The following is a 24,670-nucleotide window of genomic DNA, read 5'->3' as shown; positions in this document are numbered from 1 at the left end:
CGCTTGTTACAGCAATTCGAAGCGCATGGCACACTGACCACAAAGATCGAGGGACGCATCTTGGTTGCCGAGGGTACAGGACCTTGGAATCTGGAATCACTTGATAAGTCTGGTAACGCCGCTGCACCACAGATAAATGTACTTGCTGGCAAACCTTGGGCAGCCTTGGTGATCTTGCACGGCGAATGCATCTATGTGCATGAAGCGAGTAAAGTTCTGATTGAAATCATCAAGCAAGAAAGAAAAGAAGGTCGTCGAGGCTCTGCCATTTTGGTTAACGACAGTGACTCACCAAGTTTCGCCAAACAACACTTAACCGATATCTTTAATCAAGCCGGTGAAACGTTCGACTTTTTCGACAATGTTGAAGCGGCACGAGCATGGTTAGACCATTTAATTAAAGATGCTTAAAACGTCACTTCAAGTAATTCGACGTTTTGTTCGAAAGTGAGCGTTTTGATGTCACCCACCCCTTCAATATTGACCGTATTGGTCTGCTGTGACCAGATATCTTGCAGTGCACTATGCTGTATTTTCAGGCCGACTAAATTGGCAGACTGCGGCGTTTCTTGATATACCCAGAAATGCTGCCCATCAACTTCATATCCAACCGCTTTTAAATTCAAATAATTACCGTCTTGATCGGTCATCACAAAACGTGAAGCAACGTAGTCAGCAAAGTGCTGTTGGGTTTGCGCAGAACTTAAAATATCAGCCTGCTTTCCGATAATCTCTTTTACCGCATGCTCAGCATCGTGGATGTAGAAGCGATGCATGATTTCGATATTAGTAGTTCGCGGATTAAATAGCACTTTAGTGATGGCGGCTTTTTGCTGGTGCGCAAACGCGTTAGCAGCCACTAATGTGGCCACTAACATCAGACTATAAAAGCTGAACGTTCTCATTAATCGTTATCGTCAAATTCGGTTTTCACCTTAGTGTTGATATCGTGCATGATATCGCGTCTGACTTTACTATCGCTTTTTTCTGACTTGTACGCTTCGATGCGCGACGGGATGAAGCGGCGTGGATAATAGTTGTTCTCTACATCAACATCGGCTGTTTCCCAGTGAGGATCAACCGCAACAGACGTTAAGACTCTATCTTTATCTGTCACTATTAGTTTATTCACAGCCTTAGGTGTGCGACGCCAAATCTCGGCGGGAATACGCATCATCTCGGTGCTGCCGTCTTCGAAGGTCAATTGCAAAATAATCGGCATGACCAAACCACCTTTATTGGAAAACTCCAATACATAGTAATTTTTGTCTTCTTTTACCGCTCTTTCAAACGCAGTGCGCTCCCAATCTTCCAAGTTGTGTAGGAATTTTTGGTATTCATTACGTTCTTTGTTAGTAACAGTAAAGCGATCGTTCTCGTCGTAAAAGTCTTTCAAGTCCGGGAATCTATCTACCCACAAGGTGCGACCTTCTTCACGATTGCGCTTGTCGGTCAAAGACATCGGCTTATCCGCCTCGTATTGGCGCTCGCGGTCAAAATCGATATCAGGATCTCGGGTATCAATACGCAATTGATAAACGCTATCTAGCGAGATATCGACATGGTCGGTGGTGTAGAACCAGCCGCGCCAAAACCAATCTAGATCAACCCCACTGGCCTCTTCCATTGTGCGGAAAAAATCAGACGGCGTAGGGCGTTTGTATTTCCAGCGCAGCGCATACTCTTTGAACGCAAAATCGAACAAATCACGGCCTAAAATGGTCTCACGTAATATGTTTAATGCCGCAGCGGGCTTGGTATAGGCATTGGGTCCTAGGCGCAACACGCTGTCTGATTGCGTCATGATAGGAACCTGTGTCGATGACTTCATGTAATCGACGATATCTCTTGGTTCAACGCCCCAAGGAATGCTTGGATCCCATTCACGACCGGCTACACCATCTAAAAAGCTGTTAAGGCCTTCATCCATCCACGTCCATTGACGCTCATCAGAGTTGACGATCATAGGGAAGTATATGTGACCCACCTCGTGGATAACTACGCCTATCAAAAAGCGCTTTTCAGCCTGAGAGTAGGTGCGCGATCCATCATCTTGTAGGGTTGTTCTAGGACCATTAAAGGTGATCATCGGGTATTCCATACCACCCACAGGACCATTAACTGACTGTGCTACTGGATAGGGATAATCAAAGGAAAAGCGGGAGTACACTTGCATGGTGTGAATAATTGACTCGGTTGAGTACTTCTTCCACAAGTCGCCGCCTTCTTTGGGATAAAACGACATCGCCATCACTAAGGGTTGCTCGTCACCACCTTGTTGGTATCCACGCGCATCCCAGATGAATTTACGCGACGATGCCCACGCAAAATCTCGCACATTCTGAGCCTTAAATTTCCACGTTTTCATCTTTGACGTGGCACTCTTTTCTTTCTCTTTTGCTTCTTCTTCGGTGACAACAAACACGATGCGGTCTGCGGTTTCAGCTTGTTTGAGACGTTTACGTTGGCTTGACGTTAATACCTCTTTCGGGTTCTGTAAGGAACCTGTGGCCGATACGATATGGTCGGCAGGAACCGTTAGCTCAACATCGTAATCACCAAATTCTAGGGTAAACTCGCCGCGACCAATAAACTCTTTGTTGGTCCATGCTTCGTAGTCGGTGTAAGCAGCCAAACGCGGAAACCACTGTGCCAATAGGAAAATATCATTGCCGCCTTCACGGGGGTCATCAGGGAAATGTTCGTAACCAGAACGAGCAGATACGGCATCTTCTTCAACGATGTTAAAGCCAAAGTCGACATTAAAAGCGATTTGCTTGCCCGGCTTTAAGGGAGTGCGCAGGTCTACTCGCATTAAAGTGCCGACTATAGTGTGCTGCAATGGCTTGTCGTCACCGTCGGTCACTTTGACGATTTGGTAGCCCAGCTCATTGTCGTCTTCAAATTGTTGTTTGCGCAGTGCTGCAATACTAATTTGCGCTGGTTTATCGCCAGCAGCGCCTTTAGTCGCTGGCCCACGGTTACCTATGCCACCAAAGGTAGTGGTCAAAGCCGACATTGAATCATTGCGAAACTTATTTTGATCGAGTTGTACCCACAAATACTTCAAAGTATCAGGCGAGTTATTCTGGTAAGTAATGCGCGATGTGGCTTCAAGCCGTCGCTTTTTTTCATCCAGCTTAGCTTTGATTTGATAATCGACTTTTTGTTGCCAATATTGGTGGCCTGGCTCACCGGCGGCATTTCGATATACATTGGGAGTAGGTAAGACTTCGTCTAACTGACGAAATTTATCTTCAAAATCGCCTTTAGTTTGCTGGATTGCGGCTTGACTGATGCTACTCAACAACCCGATTAGAACTAAACTAAAAGTTACTATTTTCAATTTCATACGACCGACACTCATTTAATGCAGAGGTTAAGCGAGCGATAGTAACTTAAAACACTCGTTATCTGCCAATAAAACTAGGGTTTTAATGGAATTTTACTGGCAGCTAAACTTTACCTATAAGATATATCTCCTATCGCTTGTTTAGTTATCAATTTATCGTAATCTAATCCCTAGGAAAAACCACGAGATTTAATAATGGCGACGTTTAACTGGCAACGAGCGGTAATTAAGGTAGGAAGTGCACTGATTTCGCCTGATGGCAAGCAGTGTAGTGCGCGATATTTGCTGGCGATAGCACGTTTTATTACGGCGAGTAGAGAGCAGGGGAAAGAGGTGGTTTTAGTCTCTTCGGGCAGTGTAGCCGCTGGAAGGGCCGAAATTAACATTCACCATCCCCCATCGATTGCTGAGAAGCAGGCGATGGCTGCCATTGGTCAATCAAAAATGATGGCAAACTGGTCGCGCTTTTTCGATTTTCCGTGTGCACAATTACTGTTGACTTACGATGATCTGCATAACCGAACGCGTTATGTAAACATCAAAAATACGCTTCGCGAACTACTCAATCACGCCGCGTTACCGATCATCAATGAAAATGACACAGTCGCGATCAATGAACTCAAAGTGGGTGATAATGATAATTTGGCAGCGTATGCTGCATTGGTTGCCCAAGCAGATACCTTAATCATCTGCTCTGATGTAGATGGTCTGTTTGACCAAGATCCGCGCTTAAATCCGCAGGCCAAACGTCTCGATGTGATTGAAGAGATCGATGAGGAAATCTTTGCTTTGGCCGGTGGCGCAGGCACTAAAATGGGCACGGGCGGTATGCAGACCAAATTACAAGCCGCACAAAAGTGCACCCAAAGCGGCATCCAAACATTGATAGTCAACGGTCAAAAAGGCGATGTATTTGACCAATTGTTAGAAGGTAAAATAAATGGCACCTTGTTCAAGCCCGTTGCTAGTCGCGATAATGCTCGCAGTCAATGGCTTAAACATACCTTGAAAAGCAACGGTAAAGTGAGCATAGATTCAGGCGCGCGCAATGCGATTTTAAATAAAGGTGCATCTTTATTACCAAGTGGTGTGGTAGAAGTAAGTGGTCACTTTAACTCTGGTGATGCGGTGACTATTGAATATCAAAACACGCCGTTGGCGAAAGGCTTGGCGTTATATGGCCTAACCGATTTGAATGCCATCAAAGGGTTAAGAAGTAGCGAAATAGCCGGGGTGCTTGGTTATACCTTTGGCGAAGCTGTCGTTCATCGAGATGACATGGTACTGCTGTAAATAAAGGATCAATATGACATTTTCTATTGCTAAATCAGCCAAGGCTGCGCGCCTTGCATCTCGCACTATCGCCACCTTAGATAGTCAAAAAAAGAATCAACTGTTATTGGAAATTGCCGCGCAGATTGAACGGCAAAGTGACACCATATTGTTAGCTAATAGTCGTGACCTGCAAAGCGCACAACAAGATCAGCTTGATGATTCGATGCAAGATAGGCTCAAGTTAACGCCACAACGTCTAGAACAAATTGCCGATGCAGTGCGCCAAATTGTTCAACAGCCTGATCCTGTTGGCGCTATCAGTGACGTGCAACCTCGTCCCAGTGGCATCCGAGTCGGCAAAATGCGCATCCCCTTGGGGGTCATCGCGATGATTTATGAAGCGCGGCCTAATGTGACTATCGATGCCGCGGCTCTGTGTTTAAAAGCGGGCAACGCGGTGATTTTACGCGGTGGCAAAGAAGCCATCCATTCCAATTTGGCCTTAGCGAGTTGTATTCATCGAGCCCTTGAAAAGTTTAATTTGGATCCGGCCATTGTTACTGTCGTGCCGGATACGGATCGCGCTGTGATGAATGAACTGATGACCCTTCATCAAGATATTGATTTGATCATTCCTCGTGGTGGCGAAGGCTTGATCCGCTTTGTCACTGAAAACAGCCGTATTCCCGTAATTCAACATTTCAAAGGCGTATGTCACTTGTACGTTGATGCGCAAGCGGATTTGAATAAGGCGCTGGCGCTGTTGACCAATGGTAAAACGCAGCGCACCAGTGTGTGTAACTCGTTAGAAACGCTGCTAGTACATCAGTCAGTGGCGCAACAGTTTTTACCCATGGCCGCGACAATGTTCGCTAAAAAGCAGGTCAAAGTGCATGCTTGTGAAAAAAGTATCGAATATTTTCCCCAAGCGTTAGCCGCCACATACGCAGACTGGCATGCCGAGTACTTAGCCTTAGAAATTGCAGTTCGGGTGGTAAACGACTTTAACCAAGCGATTGAACACATCGAATTATATGGCTCTGGGCATACCGAGGTCATAGTGACGCAAGACTACAGTGCGGCTAACGAATTTATCCGTGTGGTTGATTCCGCTGTGGTGATGGCCAATGCCTCGTCGCGTTTTTCTGATGGCGGAGAATTAGGTTTAGGCGCTGAAATTGGTATTTCTACCAGCAAATTGCACGCTTATGGGCCTATGGGTGCCCAATCGCTGACCACTGAAAAGTTTGTTGTGTATGGCGATGGCGAAATTCGGCAATGATACCCAGTGGCAGAAAGGCTCACTAACCAATGAGCCTTTCAATTCTTTGGTTGGCAACGACACTAACCTTTCGCGGTATCGAAAAGTACCGCGAGTCAATGCCACCAGCAACGAAATAAGGCGCAACTAAGACTTCATTGTTTAGACAACGCGCGTTGCTAACCGCACTTACTGATCACTGAAAACCATCTCGACTCGTAACCAAAGGATTGCCACCAATATCACCAACGTTAACACTCAAAACATGACTATTTTTTCATATTTCGAACTTAATCTAGTTGCTTGTCACCAGTATAAACAACAAAATCCGTATCTGACTACGAAACCGGCATAATCACGAGGCAATTTAAGTGTCGAATATTCAACTGTTCTTAAGTTGCACCATCATTTGGGGCTCTACGTGGATTGCTATTACCTATCAACTGGGAGAGGTGGATCCCGTGCTATCGGTTGCCTATCGATTTACCATCGCATCCGTTGTGTTAGGAGTCTTTTGTAAAATCCGCAAATTACCATTGGCTATGCCTGGTCATATTCATCTTAAAATGGCCGCAGTGGGGTTGAGTTTATATACGCTGGATTACAGCTTTTTGTATGAGAGTCAGAAATACATTGTTAGTGCGGTGGTAGCCCTGATGAGCTCCTGCATTATTTATATCAATGTGGTGATGCGCAGGGTATTTTTGAAAAAACCGATCCGAATCGAAGTGTTAGTCGGTGCGACCTTTGGATTAGTGGGCATGGCGCTTATATTTGTACCGGAGTTTGCAAAAGTACACAATGATCAGTTCCTAGCGCTGGGCATAATATTGGCTTGCATATCCTTCGTCTGTGCATCGATTGGCAATGTAGTATCAGAGCGCATTCTCGATCACGGCACACCGGTGATTCAAATGAATTTCTGGGCGATGACCTATGCACTGATTTTTTTATACGGTTACGCTTTTATCAGTGGTGCTGAATTTATACTGCCCACGGCCAGTGAATATTACCTGTCGTTGGTGTTTCTAGCCGTGTTTGGTTCGGTGCTGGCATTTGGTGCTTTTATGAAGTTAGTTCAGCAAATAGGTTCTGATAAAGCCGCTTATGTGGTGCTGATGTACCCTCTGGTTGCGCTGTTTATTTCGACTTTTTTCGAAGGGTATCAATGGCATTTACAATCAGTTATTGGCGTGATCATTGTGTTATTTGGCAATGCCATTGCGATGGGAAAGCTGACATTTCCCCGTTTGAAACGCAAAGTAGCCTAACTTAGATGAAAAACTCGAATCTTTCGTTAAATTTAATTATCTAATAAAAACAAATAGATAACATAATTATTTGCTAAGGTGACGGCTAACTGTCATATTACTTACGTCTGTCTAACCTATAACTGTCGTCATAGGAATTCGGTTTGATTGCTAGTCTGATAGCTCGACTACAACCAAGGAAGCCGAAACAATGAAAATGCAAATAAACGCTCAAAAAATAAAGCAACTTCGCGAACAACGCTGCTGGTCACAACTTCAGATGGCAGAAATGGCAGGGATCAGTCTACGCACTCTGCAGCGAGTTGAGGCAAAATCGGTCGCTTCACAAGAAACTATCAAAGGCATTGCCTCGGTTTTAGATATAGACTGTGAAAGCCTTTTACCTGAGACAAATGACACAACCCCGTTAACGGCTGCTCAATTAGAGCAACCTGTGATAACTCAGCAAAGTGTTGAAACAACGCAAAACCCAGCTTCGACAGCTGAAATCCGCAAGCAATTTTTGATAACCCTTACGGTGATCATCGTTTCTGCTGCCATCGGCTTTGCTGGGGTATTCATTGCCTATTCAGAAAATCGCATTGATCAAGAACAGTTTGTGTTCTTCAAAGATCTGGTTGCTGGTGGATTCTTGCTTGGCCTTCTCGGTTTAGCTTATCGCGCCTACAAAGCTGACCTAATTTCACTGTCTAAATTTCACTAATTTTTAACTCATTTTAAATTATTAGCTTAATTGCTAAGGGGATTTTTATGTCTACACAAACGTATACGGCGACTAAACCAGCAAATCTTTCGATTAAATGGAGTCTTTTAGGACTGATTATTTACTTAATTATTACCGTGATTGGCAGCGTGTTTTTGTCATCTACATGGATGGCAAACAACGATATTAGCAATTTGAGTTCACAACAAATTAGTTTGCTGATGGATAAGGATGTGAGTTTAGCGCTTTACACTAGCTTATTGGGAGGTTTGAGTGCGTTATTTTGTGGATGGTTGGCCACCAAAAAAGCGGGCAGTAACCACTATAATACCGCACTTATTTTAGCGTCATGTCTGGCAGTGTATGGTGCAATTAGTATTATGCTTCACCCAGAACACCAATTACTTCATCAAGCTGCAAAAATCATTGGGCCATTTTTAATGTGTGGTTTAGGAGCCAAGTTAGCGTTATTAAAAAAGCCCTAAAAATAGCAATAATCTCGTTTAGCCTGATACCAAGGCGACACCTTTGGTATCAGGTATTTTATCCTACCCTTTAGGTTAGCTAGCATCATTACAACGAATTGATTTTTTTGTTGAGCTCATATGCAGGCTCAGTAACAATTTTCTCAAGAATTTGAATACGTTCTTTTAGCTCTGCAATTTCAGCGTCTTTATCGGATATGGTCGCCTGAGCTTGGGCAACCTTATCGCTGATAAAGGGGTTGCTGGTTTCACCATTGAACCAATCGATTAACTTCCATTGTTTCTTACTGTCTAGCCAGGCCATAGCTAAGTATAATGAAATACAACCAAATCCAATTAATGCTATCTGTAGTGTCGTCATAGTTTATTTTCTCCAAGTGCGAATTAAATAACGTTCAATCACACTAGTCATCATTGCCTCAAAATTATTACAAAAATTTTGTAATAAAGTTGATCTGTTGCAGACTACTAGGCATAACACTTTGATTTTATTGATGTGACAGGACGCGAAATTAGCCACATGGAATTCGATTCTATAATTACTGAGCACGGCCCATTGTTGAGCCGGGTTGCCTCAAGTTACGAGGCAAACCCGCATTTACAGCAGGAACTGTTACAGGAAATCAGTTTGGCAGTCTGGCAAGCCATGCGAGCTTTCAAAGGCAATAGCAGTGTCAAAACCTATATTCTGCGTGTTGCTCACAACAAAGCAGTAACCCATGTGGCCTATCATGCTAAGCAACCTAATAACGAAAGTTACTGTGAAATAGACAACCCAAGTTCAGCTATTGGGATTTCGGCAGAAAGCGTTATTGACCAACAATCCAACGTTAGCGATTTACTCCAAGCGGTACGAAGATTACCAATGCAAGCACGGCAAATAGTCACTATGTCTATGGAAGGGTTAAGTTATCAAGAAATCGCTGAAGTCTGCGGCGTAAGCAGTGTCAATGTTGGCGTTATCCTCAATCGAGCCAAGAGAACGCTAATGGAGCAACTAAATTATGAGCAATAACATGAGCAATGAACCCGATAATCTAGATAAGCTGTGGCAGCAACAGCAAACCACAACTATCGATGTAAAAGCGCTATCCCGTCAATGGAAATTGACTCGTATAAAGCAATATATGTATAGCCTTATGGATGCGATGGCATTGATGCTTTTTCCACTCGTTATTTACTTTTTCCCTAAGGAATTAAGTACTTTTGAATTTGTGTGGCTGAGCGGTCTTTTTGCGCTGATGACCGGATGGTTTGTTTTTATAGTGTGGCTGCGTCGCTTCTCGTTAGGGTTTGACGATGGCGGCACATCCACACAAGATTTTGTGTATCGAATGAAAATGCAGTATCGACAGAACATTCGAATCGCTCATTACAATAAGCTACTTTGCTGGGTCGTGCCCGTGGTTTTCCTCACATATATAGTCGTAGCTTATTTAGGCGAGTACGTCAGCCCAGACGTGTTGTGGCGAAAAAGTAAATTGCTGTTTGTAACCAGCCTGGTGTTCCTACCTGCCACTTGGATTTGGGCGCATAAACGTGAACAAAAATTTAAAAGGTTGCTGGCTGATTTTGACGCCCGCTGGGTGGCTTGAAATGGCTGCAAAGCACAATCGAACTCGTTGGACCTTGTTTTTGTATTATTCACCGGTTAAATACATTAGACTCATTCCATGAACGAAATCAAACAGTTACTTGAAAGCAATCGCAAGTGGTCTGAGGCGCAAAAGAGCAACGATCCCAGCTTTTTTGAATCATTAGTTGCAAGGCAAACGCCACGATATTTGTGGATAGGGTGCTCTGATAGCCGCGTGCCAGCAAACCAGATCCTGAATTTACCGCCGGGCGATGTATTTGTGCATCGTAATGTGGCTAATTTGGTGATCCACACTGATTTTAACTGTTTGTCGGTACTGCAATATGCGGTGGAAGTGCTAAAAGTAAAACATATTATCGTGTGCGGCCACTATGGCTGTGGCGGTGTGGAAGCTTCGTTGGTAGGTGGCACGAAAGGCTTGATAGACAATTGGTTAGGTCATATTCGCGACTTAAGTCAAAAGTACGATGATGAATTAAGTCAACTTAGCGGTGAGCAAAAATCCGCTCGGATGTGTGAGATCAATGTCCTAGAGCAGGCCGAAAATGTACGTCGTAATAGCATTGTCAAAGAGGCGCTCAAACGCGGTCAAGACTTGCATGTGCATAGTCTTATTTACAGTTTGAAAAATGGCTTATTAAAAGATCTCAGTCAACATTAACTTACTCTCTTAGGCTGCATACCCAAAGATTGATCAATCTTCTTCAGATCAAAATTTGCAAGTCAAAATTCTCTTTATAGATCATCAACTTCTTGTGCTTTGGATAACATTATTTTAATGTAAATATTCACTTACAGTTTTACCGGTAATCATCACAAAAATTACCAAGAGTAATTATTTATCCTGTGATATAAACGTATTGTTGCTCAAGTAAAATTTAAAAAAATTACATTGAGTTACAGTGGATTACTATAAAAAAGTTCACGGGGTTAGTGGACATAAAGTCAATACTAGGGAGCATTCACATGAATAGAAAGATATTGAAGTTAGCAGCAACCTCAGCAGCGGTCTGTTTTGCACTTGGAAACACTTCGGCCTTTGCCCAACAAAATGAATCAATCGAAAAAATATCCGTCACCGGTTCTCTGATCAAACGTACTGATATGGAAGGTCCTTCACCTGTGACCACCATAGGTGCCGATCAAATAGCTAAAAGCGGTGTTACTGATTTAATCAGCCTTTTCACCAAATTACCCATTTCTGGTCAAGGTACCTTCTCCACCCAAGGCAACAGCAGTGATGACACAGCCAACGGTGGCTCCAGTGTATCATTACGCGGTTTAGGTGCAGACTCTACCTTAATACTTATCAATGGTCGCCGTGTGTCGGTGTCGCCTTTTGCCAAAGGAATCGATACTGCGTTTGTTGATATCAATAACATACCTTTGTCAGCAATTAAACAGGTCGACATTCTGAAAGACGGTGCATCGGCAACCTATGGTTCTGACGCTATCGCGGGTGTTATTAACGTCATTTTGCGTGATGATTACGACGGCGCAGAAATTTCCGCTAAATTAGGCACAACTGCCGATGGTGGCGGTAAAGAACAAAATGTCAGCTTGATCTGGGGAACCAGTGACGACAAGTTTAAACATACCTTCATTCTTGATTACTTTGATCGTGAAGAAGTGTTGTATGGCGACCGTGATTACTCTCGTTCTGCCAACCAAGCAGCTTTAAGACCGAATGATCCAGATGCGGTTGATTTTAGAAGTTCATCAGGTATTCCAGGTACGATTGCACTGCGCTCTGATCCAACCAATCGTATTATCGATGAGTTTGGTAATGACCGTTGTCCAGCCGAAGATATCGATCGTGTCAATGTGCTTTGCCGCTACGATTATGCGCCAGTGATGACCATGATCCCCGATGCAGAGCGTTTTAGTTTCAACTATCTTGGTCGTTATGAGATTAACGATTCTGTGCGTGCCTTCATCGATTTCAACGGTCAGAATTCAAAATCCATCGTACGCGGTGCGGGTAGCCCAAGCTTCAATGAATTGTTTATGGATGGCGATAATGCCAATCATCCTTTCGCTGACGATCCATCCCATGAATTTTTTGGTCAAGACCTAACCATGCGCCGCCGTACAGTGGACATTGGTAACCGTGAAAAGCGTGTCGACACCGATTACTATCGCACCATTGTAGGGTTAAACGGTGATATCGAAAGCTGGAATTGGGAAGCGGCTTATAGTTACATCAAAAGCGAATCTGTAGAGCGTGGTGTAGATGGGTTCCCTAACTCTCGTCGCATCCAAGAAGCCATTGATAATGAATCATGGAACCCCTTTGAGCCTTCACAAAATTCTCAAGAGTCTCTTGATTACATTGAAACCACGACAACTCGCGTCGGTAAGTCCACTAACAAAACCTTTGATGTGACTTTTTCTGGCCCGTTGATGGAGATGGATGCTGGCGAAGTCTTGCTAGCGGTTAAAGCTGAATATCGCGAAGAAGCAATTAGTGATAACCCAGATGACCAGTTCCTTCGCGGCGACGTGTTTGGTACTGAGGCGACGCAAGCTAATGGTAGTCGTGATAGCAAGTCACTTTCTGCCGAATTCGCGATTCCGGTGACCGAAGAGTTGGAAGTACAGTTTGCTGTAAGACACGAAAATTACAGTGATTTTGGTACCACTACAGATCCAAAAATATCATTTTTGTGGGCGCCAACGGATACCTTGTCTTTCCGTGGTTCTTATGGCACCGCGTTTAGAGCACCTTCGTTACATCAATTGGGCTTAGGTAGAACAGATGAATCGCCTAACTTAGTTGATACTGTACGCTGTGAGGCGGTAGGACTAGGTTGTCAGCCTGCTGAATACACTGCCGTGTTCGCCGGTAACCCGCAGTTAGGTCCAGAAGAATCTTCGAGCTATAACTTAGGTATGATCTTAGAAGTGACTGAAGATCTCGATTTTTCAATCGACTACTACAACTACGATATTGAAAACATCATCGATTCTGATACCCAGTTTGTATTCACTAACTTCGGTGATGATCCAACTGTGGTTGAGCGTATTCCAACCTCTGACCCTAGTGATCCAGGTGAAGTCGTTCGAGTTTATGACTCGTTCCAAAATATTGGTGATTTAGAAACCTCAGGTATCGATTTAGATGTGGGCTACAAACTTGAATCTGACATGGGCTCATTCCGCTTTGGTTTTGTAATGAACTATGTGTTGAAGTTTGAAGAGTTTCGTCCGGATGCCGATGGCGGCAAACGTTTGAATCTCAGTGAAGGCGAGTTCGAACAACCTGAAGTGCGTCATACCACGTCAATGGATTGGACCATGGAAGATCTGAGCGCGACTTTGGCAATTAACTACATTGGCGAGTTTGCCGGTGATGCTGATTCAGGATTCGGTGATAAAACAGTGGATTCAATGACAACGGTTGATTTGGTATTCAACTATCGTGGAATTGAAAACACTACGTTAACGTTGGGCGCGACGAATTTGTTCAACGAAGAACCTCCGTTTAGCCATCATGAGTTTGTCGGTTACGTGAATTCAATTCACAATGGCCAAGGTAGATTTGTTTATGCACAAGCGGCATACAAATTCTAATCTTAGCTAGACTCTAATCATGATCAAGGGACGCAGTTTGCGTCCCTTTTTTGTGTATCTTTGTTTATCAAAGCAGCGTATCCAGAAGACAATGTGATATACTTGCGATCGAAAGCGACTTGCCAACAGATGAGCAGGTCGCTTTTTTATTTCCCGTGTTTTTAAATTATCCACAGTTCAGGTTACATTTTAAATTCATCATGCTTGATCTCGACATGCTCACTTAGGAATAGGCTTGAAATGGCGCAAAACATAGCTAAAGAAAATATTAAGCCAGCGCTGGGATTGGTTGAGTTTGTTGCTTTGATGGCATTTCTGACCTCGCTCGTGGCGTTAAGTATTGACGCTATGTTGCCAGCGCTAAATCAAATTGGCACTGATCTTAATAGCGATAGTCCTCAACACACGCACATGATTGTCTCGTTATTTTTTCTTGGTATGGCGTTTGGACAACTGTATTACGGACCTTATTCAGACACCAAAGGTCGCCGTGCGGCAATTTTATCGGGTTTGATCATTTATGCCATTGGTACTGTGATATGTATGTATGCGCCGTCGATGGAAATTCTCTTATTCGGCCGCGTGGTACAAGCTTTTGGCGTTTCTGGACCTAGAATTGCCACTATCGCACTGATCCGCGATCAGTACGCTGGTGAAGCGATGGCCAGAGTCATGTCTTTCATTATGATGGTGTTTATCTTAGTTCCTATGTTAGCCCCAGCCTTTGGTAAAGGGATCCTGTTGTTCGCGTCTTGGCGGGAGATTTTCACGTCGTTTCTGGTCATAGGTTCAATTGCTGGAATTTGGTTTTTCAGCCGCCAACCTGAAACCTTGCCAAAATCAAAACGCCATCCGTTTTCATGGGGGCAGCTATCACGCTCAAGTTGGTTTATTTTAACCCACAAACAAGTGATGCTGTATACATTGTCCATGGGATTCATCTTTGGCGCCTTTTTATCGTACCTAAGCGCGTCACAGACCTTGTTTGAAGATTTCTACGATGTTGGTGATTGGTTTCCGCTGTACTTTGCCTTGTTGGCGTTCTCAATAGGATTTGCGTCTTTTATTAATGGTGCATTAGTGATGCGTCTCGGAATGCGCAAACTCTGTCTATGGGCGTTGTGTGGGAATACCCTGATTTCGTTTTTATTGGTATTAGCGTCGTTTCACTTTAACGGGCTGCCACCCTTGTATCTCACGGTGTCGTTACTATTTGTGAACTTCTTTTTTATTGGTATTTTGTTTGGCAATTTGAATTCTATGGCAATGCTGCCTCTGGGGCACATTGCTGGCTTAGGAGCTGCAATAATCGGCTGTTTGAGTAGTGGGTTTTCGGTTCCCATCGCATTATTTATTAACAGTTTTGTGATATCTGGAATTGAGCCTATTGCGATAGGCTTTCTGACGTTTGCAGTTGTTTCTTTGTTCTGTGTTCTATTCGCAGGCAAAGCAGAACAACAGCCTGTTTGCGTGACTCGAACAGTCGAGCGACAGCCTTAATGAAGCGAGTTCAATAAGTCTGCAGTCTATTGTTTGGAAGTGAAATAAATTTTATTTAACGAGACGAACAATTGGTGAGGGTTTAACATTCTCTACAATATCTACTACTCGTGGATGGCGTACGCCGTTTTTAACTTTGTCGTAAATCACGTTTTTCATTTCTAAGGCTTGGCAAAATTTATAGAACGTCAGGAAATCTTTGCGAGAAAAGTCTTCATTTTCACGGGTTAACTGGCTATCAATGTACATTGACTCACCGTTTGCCGTTAGCGTCGCCAACGCCGTGTACGGTTCGCCGTACTTTTTAACCCGCAGTGCTCTAACCATTTTAACTTCGAAAATCCAATCACCCATTTGAGTGAACCGCGATACCGATGAATTCATAATGTTCCCCACTTAGAACTTTTTATACTTATAATATTGGAAACGCTTTTTTAACCGCACCAGCAGTCGCTGTTGCAATACATAGGCCAACTTTTCAGCCCTTTAAAGATAACGTTTCAGAAAAATCCAAACTAAAAGTCTGTGTTCAATCAGATACTACACACAACCTAAAATTCTATTTATTAACAGTATTAAGCTCACAAAAAACCATTTTTCCTTTATAAATCAGCCTCTTAACCACTAACTTCTGAACTGTTTTATATTGTATCAATTTGGCGACTATTTTTATTCTACGCCGCTATTGGTAGAAACCCCAGCATTATACACGTTAAACCCAGCTATAAAATGCCGCGGATCATAGAGTTAATACGAGAATGTAATAAATTTCCAGCTTATGCTGCATATTTTCCGCAAATACCATCTCTTTGGTAATTTAATTGACCAAAACATAAAAAGCCCGGCCAAATGACCGGGCAAAAGGGCTTGGTTTAAGCACCTAACGACAGAAAAGAGCGAGTCACATGACTAGGCCGCATCGACGATGGCCTTCATATCGGTCATATAACCTCGTAATTTTTCACCAATTTCCTCAACGCCGTGATTGCGTATAGCGCAATTAGCTTCAACTAATGCTTTGTTATCCACGCTATTTGAGCCGGATTTTAGTCCCTTACCAATCAACTCAGACGTGATAGAAGGCATGAGTTTTTCCCGTAAAAGTGGGATCGCTGCATTAGCAAACAAATAATTGCCATACTCGGCAGTATCGGAAATCACCACATTCATTTCATATAAACGTTTACGCGCAATCGTATTAGAGATTAATGGCGTTTCATGCAACGATTCGTAATAGGCTGATTCAGGCAAGATTCCGGCTTCAACCATCACATCAAATGCCAATTCGACACCACTTTTTATCATTGCGACGATAAAGATACTTTGGTCGAAAAATGTTTGCTCATCAATTTTATCAGTGTATTGAGGGGCATTTTCAAAACCACATTGACCCGTCTCTTCTCGCCATTTAAGCAAGTTTAGATCGCCATTTGCCCAGTCTTCCATCATGGTTTTGGAGAATTCTCCACTGATAATATCATCTTGATGTTTTTCAAATAATGGACGTAATAAAGCAGTCAGTTGATCTGATAACTGACACGCTTTCAACTTGGCTGGATTCGATAGGCGGTCCATCATATTAGTCACTCCGCCAATCTTGAGCGCTTCAGTTATTGTCTCTAAGCCAAACTGGATCAACGCGCCTGCATACGCGGGGTCAATGCCGTCAGACGTCATCTTCTCGAACGCTAGAATTGCCGCGGTTTGTTGCATACCACATAAAATCGTTTGCTCACCCATTAAGTCTGATTTTACTTCCGCGACAAAAGACGACTCTAAAACGCCAGCGCGATCACCTCCAGTGGCTGAGGCTAAGGCTTTGGCAATATCCCAACCTTGGCTTTGAGGATCATTTTCAGGATGAACCGCAATTAAGGTTGGAACACCAAAACCGCGTTTGTATTCTTCTCTCACTTCGGTGCCAGGACACTTAGGCGCACACATTACCACTGTTATATCTGAACGGATCTGTTGTCCTTCCTCAACAATGTTAAAGCCATGGGAATAGCCCAGCGCGGCACCTTGTTTCATTAACGGCATAACCGCTTCGACGACGCTCGAATGTTGTTTGTCAGGCGTTAAGTTATAAACCAAATCAGCATCAGGAATAAGCTGTTGGTAGGTTCCCACGGTAAAGCCATTACCACTGGCGCGTTGATAAGAGTCGCGTTTTTCATCTATGGCAGCCTGACGCAAAGCGTAACTTACGTTCAAGCCTGAATCGCGCATATTAAGACCTTGGTTTAGGCCTTGAGCGCCACAACCAACAATAACGATGTTCTTGCCTTTGAGAAAATCACAACCGTCGGCAAATTCGTTTTTTTGCATAAATCGGCAGCGTCCTAATTGGTCAAGCTGCTGACGCAAAGATAAAGTATTAAAATAATTTGCCATGGAATTCCTGTTTACATTAAAAAGTCTATTCTCGCTAAGTCTTTCAACTTAGTGTGTTACCTATCAAGTCAGTGACGACTTTTGATAAGCAGAGCATAATCGTTCTGCTTTGTTGAATAAAATGATATATTTGCAACACTGTGTTGCAAAAAGTGAAATGATATGGACCTACGTACCTTACAGCTGTTTCAACATCTGGCGACAAGTTTGCATTTTGGCAAAACCGCGGCTGCGATGTACGTCAGTCCATCGACCTTAAGTCGAGCAATCCAACGTTTGGAAGAAGATTGCGGTACAGCGTTATTTATTCGTGATAATCGCAAAGTAAAGCTGACCTTAGCAGGCGAAAAATTGGCTCACTTTAGTCACAAAACCTTAAGTGAGTGGCATAGCTTGAAAGCTGAGTTTGACCAACTTAACCCCATGCTCAGTGGCGAGATTAGATTATTTTGCTCGGTAACAGCTAGTCATAGTCATTTACCAGCCATGCTTAATCTATTTCGTCAGAATCACCCAAACGTTGAAGTTAAACTGACCACCGGTGATCATAATTTATCGCTGGCTAAAGTGATGCAGCAAGATGCGGATGTGGCGATAGCGGTGTATACGCCAGATATGTCAAAAGACATCGCGTTCTTTCCTATTGATACCATTCCGCTGTTACTCATTGCACCAAAAGACAGCCAACTCTCCGCACTTGAACAAGTCAATTGGCGTGATCATGCGGTGGTGTTACCGGAGTCAGGGCCGTCAAAACGTATTGTTCATCATTGGTTTAGTGAAATTGGCATACGACCCAGAGTATATGCCACTGTTGGCGGTAATGAGGCCATTGTCAGCATGGTCGCACTTGGATGTGGGCTTGGGATAGTACCGCAGGTGGTACTTGATAATTCAGTTGTCGCGCACAAAATTAATCGTATCCCTATCAATAATATAGAGCCCTATAAATTGGGCCTGTGCTGTCTAGCATCGCGGGTAGACGAGCCGCTAATAAAGGCTTGGGTTGATCACGCAAACTAAGCTTTTGCTAGCAGATGAGCAACACTACTTTGCAATCTTGCGTTATTTAAGCTGTTGAATAATGTTATCCAACGCGCGATAACTCAGCGCTTCAGATAAGTGTTTGCGCTGAATATGCTGACACGACGCTAAATCGGCGATTGTGCGCGCCACTTTAATGGTTCTATGGTAACTGCGCATCGACAATCCTAATTGTTCCATTGAGGTTTGCATAAACCTCTGATCTGCCGAGCTCAGCACGCAGTAAGTATCTAACTCTTGAGTATTGAGTTGGGCATTACTTTTGTTTGCTCGCTGATATTGTTGTTGGTGGGCACCTAACACCCTAATTCGAATCTGTTTGCTGGACTCTTGCTGGTCATCATTGCCAGCAAAAAGCTCCTTACTAGATAGTTTTGGTACATCGACTTGTAAGTCAATGCGATCTAGAAAGGGAGTGGATATTCTGTTGATATAGCGCAGTACCTGTTCTGATGTACTTCTACCGTCATGTAAGGCCCCAGTTGGGCTGGGATTCATCGCCGCTACCAATTGAAATTGTGCTGGGAAACAAACATGCTTTGCGGCGCGGGAAATAGAGATTTTTCCCGCTTCCATTGGCTCACGCAGCACATCTAATACATGACGTTCAAATTCCGGTAGCTCATCGAGAAACAACACGCCGTGATGAGCTAGGCTGATCTCGCCAGGCTTGGGATTACTGCCACCTCCAACTAACGCAATAGAAGAGGCTGTGTGATGAGGCTGTCGAAAAGGTCGCTGGGTCCACTTAGTCAAATCAATTGGCTGGCCTGCAACTGAGCGTATAGTGGCTGTTTGTAGCGCTTGCTGTTGGTCCATGGGAGGTAATAAGGTCATCAATCTTTTTGCTAGCATGGTTTTACCGGTACCCGGCGGCCCACAAAACAATATGTTATGCATGCCCGCCGCGCTTATCTCTAGCGCTCTTTTGGCTAATTGTTGGCCTTTAATATCTGCCATGTCAGCTTGGTAATCATGTTGACACTCCACCCTTTTGTGCTCAGATGGAGTGAGTCGCTTACGTCCGCTTAAGTGCAAATAAAGATCACTGAGTGATGTAACACCAAACACCTGGCTGTTGTTTACCAGCAAGGCTTCGTCGGCGTTTTGCAATGGCAAAAGGGCAATTCGTTTAGCGTTTGTGCAGGCATAATTGAATGGCAGTGCGCCACAGACAGTGCGAATTTGACCGGTTAATGCCAGTTCACCAACCATCTCATATTGGCTTAAATCTGTGTCTGGTAATAGGCCACAAGCTGCGATTATGCCTATCGCTATTGCAAGATCAAAACGTCCCCCTTCTTTGGGTAAATCAGCAGGGGCCAAATTCACCGTAATACGCTTGGCTGGAAATTCGAAACCGGAGTTGATAAGTGCGCTTCTCACTCGCTCTTTTGATTCGCGCACCGCTGCCGCGGCCAAACCGACTAAATTGAACGCGGGTAAGCCGTTAGCAAGGTGCACTTCGATGGTCACCAAAGGCGCATCAATGCCTACCGAGGCTCTGGAGTAAACAACCGCAAGTGACATCTACAATTCCCTATGTATGATCTATTGCATGCTTAAAGCTAGTGTTAAATTTGAAGATGTGCCACTTCAATGGGTACAGTTTTTAGCGAAAGTGGGAGGTTTAGCCGCGCCTTGTTGCTAAATTCTAGCGTCCCAATATCAATGCTACGACCGATATTGTATTCAGCAACGCTAATCACGGTTGGGATCCTCCTCATGAGCAGCGAACACTGGCAGATGCCAATACCAACGCATAGCACCTAATCGCACCAGCAAGGTGGTGAGTAACGCAATTAGCAAGGTGATATCGCTATCTATATCAAGATGAGTTGCTAGTACATAGGCTGCGCCACCGATAATACAGGCCGTTGCATAGAGCTCGCCTCGTAAAACCAGTGGAATTTCTCGACAGATCACATCACGGATCAAGCCACCAAATACGCCCGTCATTGCACCTAACGCGATAGCGACAAAAGGCGTCGCGCCGTATTGCAGCGCTTTTTGCAGACCCATAACGTTAAAAAATGCCAGTCCAAAGGCATCCGCGACCAGTAGATAACGCAGCGGAAACTCACTGTGAAAACGTAGCCATAAGATAGTCACGAAGGCGGCCAATAGGATCACGTAAAAGAAACTCGGATCACTGACCCAGAATACCGGCAAATCTAAGATCATATCTCTGAGTGTGCCACCGCCAATGGCAGTAACCGCTGCTAATACTACAACACCAAATCCATCCATGTGTTTACGGTGAGCCATTAAAGTACCGGAAATCGCGAAAACTGCGACGCCCGCGAGATCGATCCAATGAAACCAGGCAGACATTGAAAACATAAACGCGCTTCTTCAAAAGACAAAGTAAAACTCTAACATAGCCCGACTTATCTGCCTAAATCCAGTCGCTTATCCACCTCTAAGGTCTTTATTAGATAATCTTATTGGAATAGTTATCTTGCGCTTGCTATGTAATACAAAGCCTTCATGGCTAAGTGAAGTATTGAGAGTATAACTTATACACTGACAATACTTGATCAGCGAATAGGATACGTGCTATTCCTTATAGCAGTGACGACAAATAGTTTTTGATCCATGTTTACTCTACCTATCGAGTTTGAGCATATTACGATAATGTGTTCGCCGGAGCATTCCGAGCGAGGGTAGTAGTGTGTGGCATGCCACAAAAAGAAACCCTTGCATTAACCGGCAAGGGTTTTTTGTTTTCGGCTTACACCAGCTCAGAACGAAATAAGATTTAATCTATTTGCACCTATATGTGCTTCTCTACTAAAAGGGTACAACAATGCCAAAGTTACGTTCATCCACCACCACTCAAGGGCGCAACATGGCGGGCGCACGCGCATTGTGGCGTGCCACCGGTATGACAGACAATGACTTTGGTAAACCCATCATTGCGGTGTCTAATTCGTTTACCCAATTTGTCCCAGGTCATGTTCATCTTAAAGACATGGGGCAGTTGGTAGCACGTGCCATTGAAGAAGCCGGTGGTGTCGCCAAAGAATTCAATACCATCGCGGTAGATGATGGTATCGCTATGGGCCACGCGGGCATGTTGTATAGCTTGCCATCGCGCGAGATCATTGCCGATTCGGTCGAGTACATGGTGAATGCCCATTGTGCTGACGCCATTGTGTGCATCTCGAATTGCGACAAGATCACGCCGGGTATGTTGATGGCGGCCATGCGTCTGAATGTGCCCGTCGTCTTTGTCTCTGGCGGTCCCATGGAAGCGGGGAAAACCAAACTGTCTGATCAAATTATCAAGCTCGATTTGGTCGACGCCATGGTCGCTGCCGCGGATGACAACGTCAGCGATGCTGATTCAAATGAAATTGAACGCTCAGCTTGCCCCACCTGTGGCTCTTGTTCTGGCATGTTTACCGCCAATTCAATGAATTGTTTGACCGAGGCCTTGGGGTTGTCCTTACCTGGTAATGGTTCCTTATTGGCCACTCACGCCGATCGCGAGGAATTATTTAAACAAGCCGGTCGGCAAGCCGTTGAGTTGTGTCGCAGGTATTATCAACAAGATGATGAAACTGCGTTACCTCGCAATATTGCTAACTTTAAAGCATTTGAAAATGCCATGAGTTTGGATATTGCGATGGGCGGCTCTACGAATACCATCTTGCATCTATTGGCGGCCGCAATTGAAGGCGAAGTCCCTTTTACCATGCAAGATATTGATCGGCTTTCACGCAAAGTGCCGCACCTATGTAAGGTTGCTCCTGCGACTCCCCAGTACCATATGGAGGATGTGCATCGCGCTGGCGGAGTCATGGGTATTTTGGCAGAGATAAACCGTGCCGGACTATTGCATACGGATACTCACCATGTGCTGGGAAAAACCATGGGTGAGGTGATTAAAGAGTGGGATATTGCAGATGATCCTAGTCATGATGTACTCGAATTTTATAAAGCGGGTCCGGCAGGCATTCGCACCACCAAAGCATTTAGCCAAAGCTGCCGATATCCAGACGCCGATATAGACAGACAAAATGGCTGTATCCGTAGCCGTGAGCATGCTTTTAGCGAAGAGGGAGGATTGGCGGTATTGTATGGCAATATCGCTCTCAACGGTTGTATCGTGAAAACCGCAGGTGTTGATAAATCTATTCATACATTCAGTGGCACTGCTCGTGTTTACGAAAGTCAGGATGATGCCGTGAAAGGCATTTTAAGTGGCCAAGTGAGTGCTGGCGAAGTGGTGTTTATTCGATACGAGGGACCCAAAGGCGGACCTGGTATGCAAGAAATGTTGTATCCCACATCTTACTTGAAGTCCAAAGGCTTGGGTAAAGACTGCGCGTTAGTTACCGATGGACGATTCTCCGGTGGAACCTCAGGGTTATCCATTGGTCACGTGTCCCCAGAAGCGGCTGCTGGTGGCGCAATTGGGTTGATTGAAGATGGCGATATTATTGATATCGACATTCCTAATCGTTCAATCAATTTGCGCATCAGCGACCAAGATCTTCAAACTCGACGAGAACAAATGGAAGCCAGTGAAAAACCGTGGAAACCAAAGCATCGTGAACGCAAGGTGTCTTTGTCATTAAAAACCTTTGCTTTGCTTGCTACCAGTGCCGATAAAGGTGCGGTGCGTGACGCTTCTAAATTGGAAGATTAAATGACTTTACCAGCCAATGAATACTTAAAACGTATTTTACTCGCGCCTGTTTACGATGTCGCCGTCAATAGTGAGTTGACTAAACTTGTGACCTTGTCTGCTGCGTTGGGTAATGACATTTACCTAAAACGAGAAGACCAGCAACCAGTGAAATCCTTCAAGTTAAGGGGGGCATACAACAAGCTGTGCAGTTTGACCGAGCAGCAATTGCAAGCCGGGGTCGTAGCGGCATCTGCAGGTAATCATGCTCAAGGCGTGGCCTATTCTGCCAAGATCAAGAAAGTCCAAGCTACCATAGTGATGCCGGAGACCACACCAGACATTAAAATTGATGCCGTGCGCCGATTTGGTGGCGAATATGCGCATGTGGTGCTTCATGGTACTAGTTTTGATCAGGCCAAAGATGAAGCGTTGCGATTGTCCGAGGTCAATGGTTACACCATGGTGGCGCCCTTTGATGATGAAGATGTAATTGCTGGGCAAGGAACTATAGGCAGAGAGCTACTTGAACAACTTCCCGATCTGGATATCTTGTTCATTGCTGTGGGTGGTGGCGGATTAGCTGCAGGCATTAGCGTTTTCTTAAAACAACTTAAACCCGACTTAAAAATTATCGCCGTAGAGTCAGATCAATCAGCCTGTCTTCAGGCGGCTTTGATAGCCGGTCAGCCTGTGCCGTTACCCTCGGTTGGGATTTTCGCCGATGGTGTTGCCGTTAAAACCATTGGTTCTGAGCCGTTTAGATTGTGTCAGCAATATGTTGATGAGGTGATTACCGTCACCACTGACGAGATCTGTGCCGCGATCAAGGATATTTTTGATGATACCCGCGTGATAGCCGAGCCAGCCGGAGCCCTTTCGGTCGCAGGTATTCGAAAATATTTGCAGCAACATAGTATTGAAGGCAAAAAAATTGGTGGCATTTTATGCGGTGCCAACATCAACTTTCATACTCTAAGGTATGTGTCAGAACGATGTGAGTTAGGTGAGCAAAAAGAAGCGGTGTTTGCGGTAAAAATTCCCGAGCGTACCGGCGCATTTAAACAATTTTGTGAATTACTCGGTGGGCGCACCATAACGGAGTTTAATTATCGTTATGCGAGTGACGGTGAAGCGCACATTTTCGTTGGGATCAAGTTACGTTTTGGCAAAGAAGAATATCGTCAAATAGAGCATGTGTTGACCCAAAGCGGATATGCCTGTTTCGATTTGTCTGAAAATGAGATGGCCAAGCTTCACGTACGATATATGGTTGGTGGTCGTCCACCTAGCTTGATCAGTGAACATATATTTTCGTTCGAGTTTCCTGAGTATCCAGGAGCACTGATGAAGTTCCTCGAAACCTTAGGCGAGAACTGGAATATTACTTTGTTCCATTATCGCAATCATGGTGCGGCGGAAGGTTTAGTGCTGGCAGGGTTTGAGATCCCAACCAACGCACGGCAAGAGTTTGATCAGCATTTACAAAAGTTGGGTTATCAATATTCTGAACAGACCGACAACCCGGCCTATCAGTTTTTCTTATCAGGAAGTGCCAGCACTTAGGCTTACACCTCTT

General features: G+C 44.4%; 21 protein-coding genes. 14 read left to right on the top strand and 7 right to left on the bottom strand.

All coding sequences use genetic code 11. The features are described 5' to 3' along the window. Nucleotides 1-3: 3 nt before the first annotated feature. Nucleotides 4-411: a hypothetical protein gene (locus ABD036_RS06595; RefSeq protein ID WP_343857789.1), complete on the top strand. Its 408-nt coding sequence runs from the start codon at nucleotides 4-6 to the stop codon at nucleotides 409-411. On the opposite strand, the gene ABD036_RS06590 is transcribed toward ABD036_RS06595, so the two are convergent. Together ABD036_RS06590 and ABD036_RS06585 are read right to left on the bottom strand one after the other, a co-directional pair. After that, a complete protein-coding gene (locus ABD036_RS06590; protein ID WP_343857786.1) occupies nucleotides 408-905 on the bottom strand; it encodes a DUF6702 family protein in 498 nt (165 codons plus the stop codon). The two genes, ABD036_RS06595 and ABD036_RS06590, sit on opposite strands and share 4 nt — an antisense overlap. Continuing rightward, a complete protein-coding gene (locus ABD036_RS06585; RefSeq protein ID WP_343857784.1) occupies nucleotides 905-3,352 on the bottom strand; it encodes a M1 family aminopeptidase in 2,448 nt (815 codons plus the stop codon). The genes ABD036_RS06590 and ABD036_RS06585 overlap by 1 nt, the downstream gene beginning before the upstream one ends. A gap of 195 nt (nucleotides 3,353-3,547) precedes the next feature. Between ABD036_RS06585 and proB the strand changes: the two genes are divergently transcribed. The 5 genes from proB (at nucleotide 3,548) to ABD036_RS06560 (ending at nucleotide 8,347) form a co-directional block, all read left to right on the top strand. Beyond that, complete coding sequence (gene proB, locus ABD036_RS06580; protein WP_343857781.1) at nucleotides 3,548-4,645, top strand: glutamate 5-kinase; 1,098 nt, start codon at nucleotides 3,548-3,550, stop codon at nucleotides 4,643-4,645. Nucleotides 4,646-4,658: 13 nt separating this feature from the next. Next, nucleotides 4,659-5,909, top strand: coding sequence for a glutamate-5-semialdehyde dehydrogenase (locus tag ABD036_RS06575; RefSeq protein WP_343857779.1), 1,251 nt, complete (start codon nucleotides 4,659-4,661; stop codon nucleotides 5,907-5,909). A 350-nt stretch (nucleotides 5,910-6,259) separates the two neighbouring features. Further along, nucleotides 6,260-7,159, top strand: a complete 900-nt coding sequence (locus ABD036_RS06570) for a DMT family transporter (protein WP_343857776.1) — start codon at nucleotides 6,260-6,262, stop codon at nucleotides 7,157-7,159. Between the two features lie 190 nt (nucleotides 7,160-7,349). Then, complete coding sequence (locus ABD036_RS06565; protein ID WP_343857773.1) at nucleotides 7,350-7,862, top strand: helix-turn-helix domain-containing protein; 513 nt, start codon at nucleotides 7,350-7,352, stop codon at nucleotides 7,860-7,862. Nucleotides 7,863-7,909: 47 nt separating this feature from the next. Beyond that, nucleotides 7,910-8,347 carry a hypothetical protein gene (locus tag ABD036_RS06560; RefSeq protein ID WP_343857770.1) on the top strand — a complete coding sequence of 146 codons (438 nt, stop codon included), beginning with the start codon at nucleotides 7,910-7,912 and terminating at the stop codon, nucleotides 8,345-8,347. A gap of 88 nt (nucleotides 8,348-8,435) precedes the next feature. On the opposite strand, the gene ABD036_RS06555 is transcribed toward ABD036_RS06560, so the two are convergent. Continuing rightward, the gene (locus tag ABD036_RS06555) at nucleotides 8,436-8,708 is read right to left on the bottom strand and encodes a hypothetical protein (protein ID WP_343857768.1); all 273 of its coding nucleotides are present in this window, start codon (nucleotides 8,706-8,708) and stop codon (nucleotides 8,436-8,438) included. 159 nt (nucleotides 8,709-8,867) lie between these two features. On the opposite strand from ABD036_RS06555, the gene ABD036_RS06550 reads away from it, so the two are divergent. The 5 genes from ABD036_RS06550 to ABD036_RS06530 all read left to right on the top strand — a co-directional run bounded on the left by ABD036_RS06550 (nucleotide 8,868) and on the right by ABD036_RS06530 (nucleotide 15,017). Continuing rightward, entirely contained in the window at nucleotides 8,868-9,362 is a 495-nt protein-coding gene (locus ABD036_RS06550) for an RNA polymerase sigma factor (RefSeq protein WP_343857766.1), read from the top strand. After that, the gene (locus tag ABD036_RS06545; protein WP_343857764.1) at nucleotides 9,352-9,942 is read left to right on the top strand and encodes a hypothetical protein; all 591 of its coding nucleotides are present in this window, start codon (nucleotides 9,352-9,354) and stop codon (nucleotides 9,940-9,942) included. The genes ABD036_RS06550 and ABD036_RS06545 overlap by 11 nt, the downstream gene beginning before the upstream one ends. A gap of 78 nt (nucleotides 9,943-10,020) precedes the next feature. Then, nucleotides 10,021-10,605 carry a carbonate dehydratase gene (gene can, locus ABD036_RS06540; RefSeq protein WP_343857762.1) on the top strand — a complete coding sequence of 195 codons (585 nt, stop codon included), beginning with the start codon at nucleotides 10,021-10,023 and terminating at the stop codon, nucleotides 10,603-10,605. Nucleotides 10,606-10,910: 305 nt separating this feature from the next. Further along, nucleotides 10,911-13,517 carry a TonB-dependent receptor plug domain-containing protein gene (locus ABD036_RS06535; RefSeq protein ID WP_343857760.1) on the top strand — a complete coding sequence of 869 codons (2,607 nt, stop codon included), beginning with the start codon at nucleotides 10,911-10,913 and terminating at the stop codon, nucleotides 13,515-13,517. A gap of 240 nt (nucleotides 13,518-13,757) precedes the next feature. Then, nucleotides 13,758-15,017 carry a multidrug effflux MFS transporter gene (locus ABD036_RS06530; RefSeq protein ID WP_343857758.1) on the top strand — a complete coding sequence of 420 codons (1,260 nt, stop codon included), beginning with the start codon at nucleotides 13,758-13,760 and terminating at the stop codon, nucleotides 15,015-15,017. 51 nt (nucleotides 15,018-15,068) lie between these two features. Here the strand turns inward: ABD036_RS06530 and ABD036_RS06525 are convergent, their stop codons facing one another. Then, the gene (locus ABD036_RS06525) at nucleotides 15,069-15,401 is read right to left on the bottom strand and encodes a hypothetical protein (protein ID WP_343857756.1); all 333 of its coding nucleotides are present in this window, start codon (nucleotides 15,399-15,401) and stop codon (nucleotides 15,069-15,071) included. 525 nt (nucleotides 15,402-15,926) lie between these two features. Then, the gene (gene ilvC / locus ABD036_RS06520) at nucleotides 15,927-17,411 is read right to left on the bottom strand and encodes a ketol-acid reductoisomerase (RefSeq protein ID WP_343857754.1); all 1,485 of its coding nucleotides are present in this window, start codon (nucleotides 17,409-17,411) and stop codon (nucleotides 15,927-15,929) included. A 162-nt stretch (nucleotides 17,412-17,573) separates the two neighbouring features. On the opposite strand from ilvC, the gene ilvY reads away from it, so the two are divergent. Beyond that, nucleotides 17,574-18,434 (top strand): HTH-type transcriptional activator IlvY, encoded by an 861-nt coding sequence (ilvY, locus tag ABD036_RS06515; protein WP_343857752.1) that lies wholly within the window; start codon nucleotides 17,574-17,576, stop codon nucleotides 18,432-18,434. Between the two features lie 42 nt (nucleotides 18,435-18,476). On the opposite strand, the gene ABD036_RS06510 is transcribed toward ilvY, so the two are convergent. Both ABD036_RS06510 and ABD036_RS06505 read right to left on the bottom strand, forming a co-directional pair. Beyond that, the gene (locus ABD036_RS06510; RefSeq protein WP_343857750.1) at nucleotides 18,477-19,985 is read right to left on the bottom strand and encodes a YifB family Mg chelatase-like AAA ATPase; all 1,509 of its coding nucleotides are present in this window, start codon (nucleotides 19,983-19,985) and stop codon (nucleotides 18,477-18,479) included. A gap of 171 nt (nucleotides 19,986-20,156) precedes the next feature. Then, nucleotides 20,157-20,789, bottom strand: coding sequence for a trimeric intracellular cation channel family protein (locus tag ABD036_RS06505; protein ID WP_343858020.1), 633 nt, complete (start codon nucleotides 20,787-20,789; stop codon nucleotides 20,157-20,159). Between the two features lie 475 nt (nucleotides 20,790-21,264). Between ABD036_RS06505 and ilvD the strand changes: the two genes are divergently transcribed. After that, nucleotides 21,265-23,112: a dihydroxy-acid dehydratase gene (ilvD, locus tag ABD036_RS06500; protein ID WP_343857748.1), complete on the top strand. Its 1,848-nt coding sequence runs from the start codon at nucleotides 21,265-21,267 to the stop codon at nucleotides 23,110-23,112. Continuing rightward, a complete protein-coding gene (ilvA, locus tag ABD036_RS06495) occupies nucleotides 23,113-24,657 on the top strand; it encodes a threonine ammonia-lyase, biosynthetic (RefSeq protein WP_343857746.1) in 1,545 nt (514 codons plus the stop codon). Nucleotides 24,658-24,670 lie beyond the last annotated feature (13 nt).

This window comes from Aliiglaciecola litoralis, from assembly GCF_039523355.1.
In the GTDB taxonomy this organism is placed as follows: Bacteria; Pseudomonadota; Gammaproteobacteria; order Enterobacterales; family Alteromonadaceae; genus Aliiglaciecola; species Aliiglaciecola litoralis.
The sequence above is the reverse complement of the archived record's forward strand: the minus strand, read 5'-3'. Positions and strand labels throughout refer to the sequence as shown.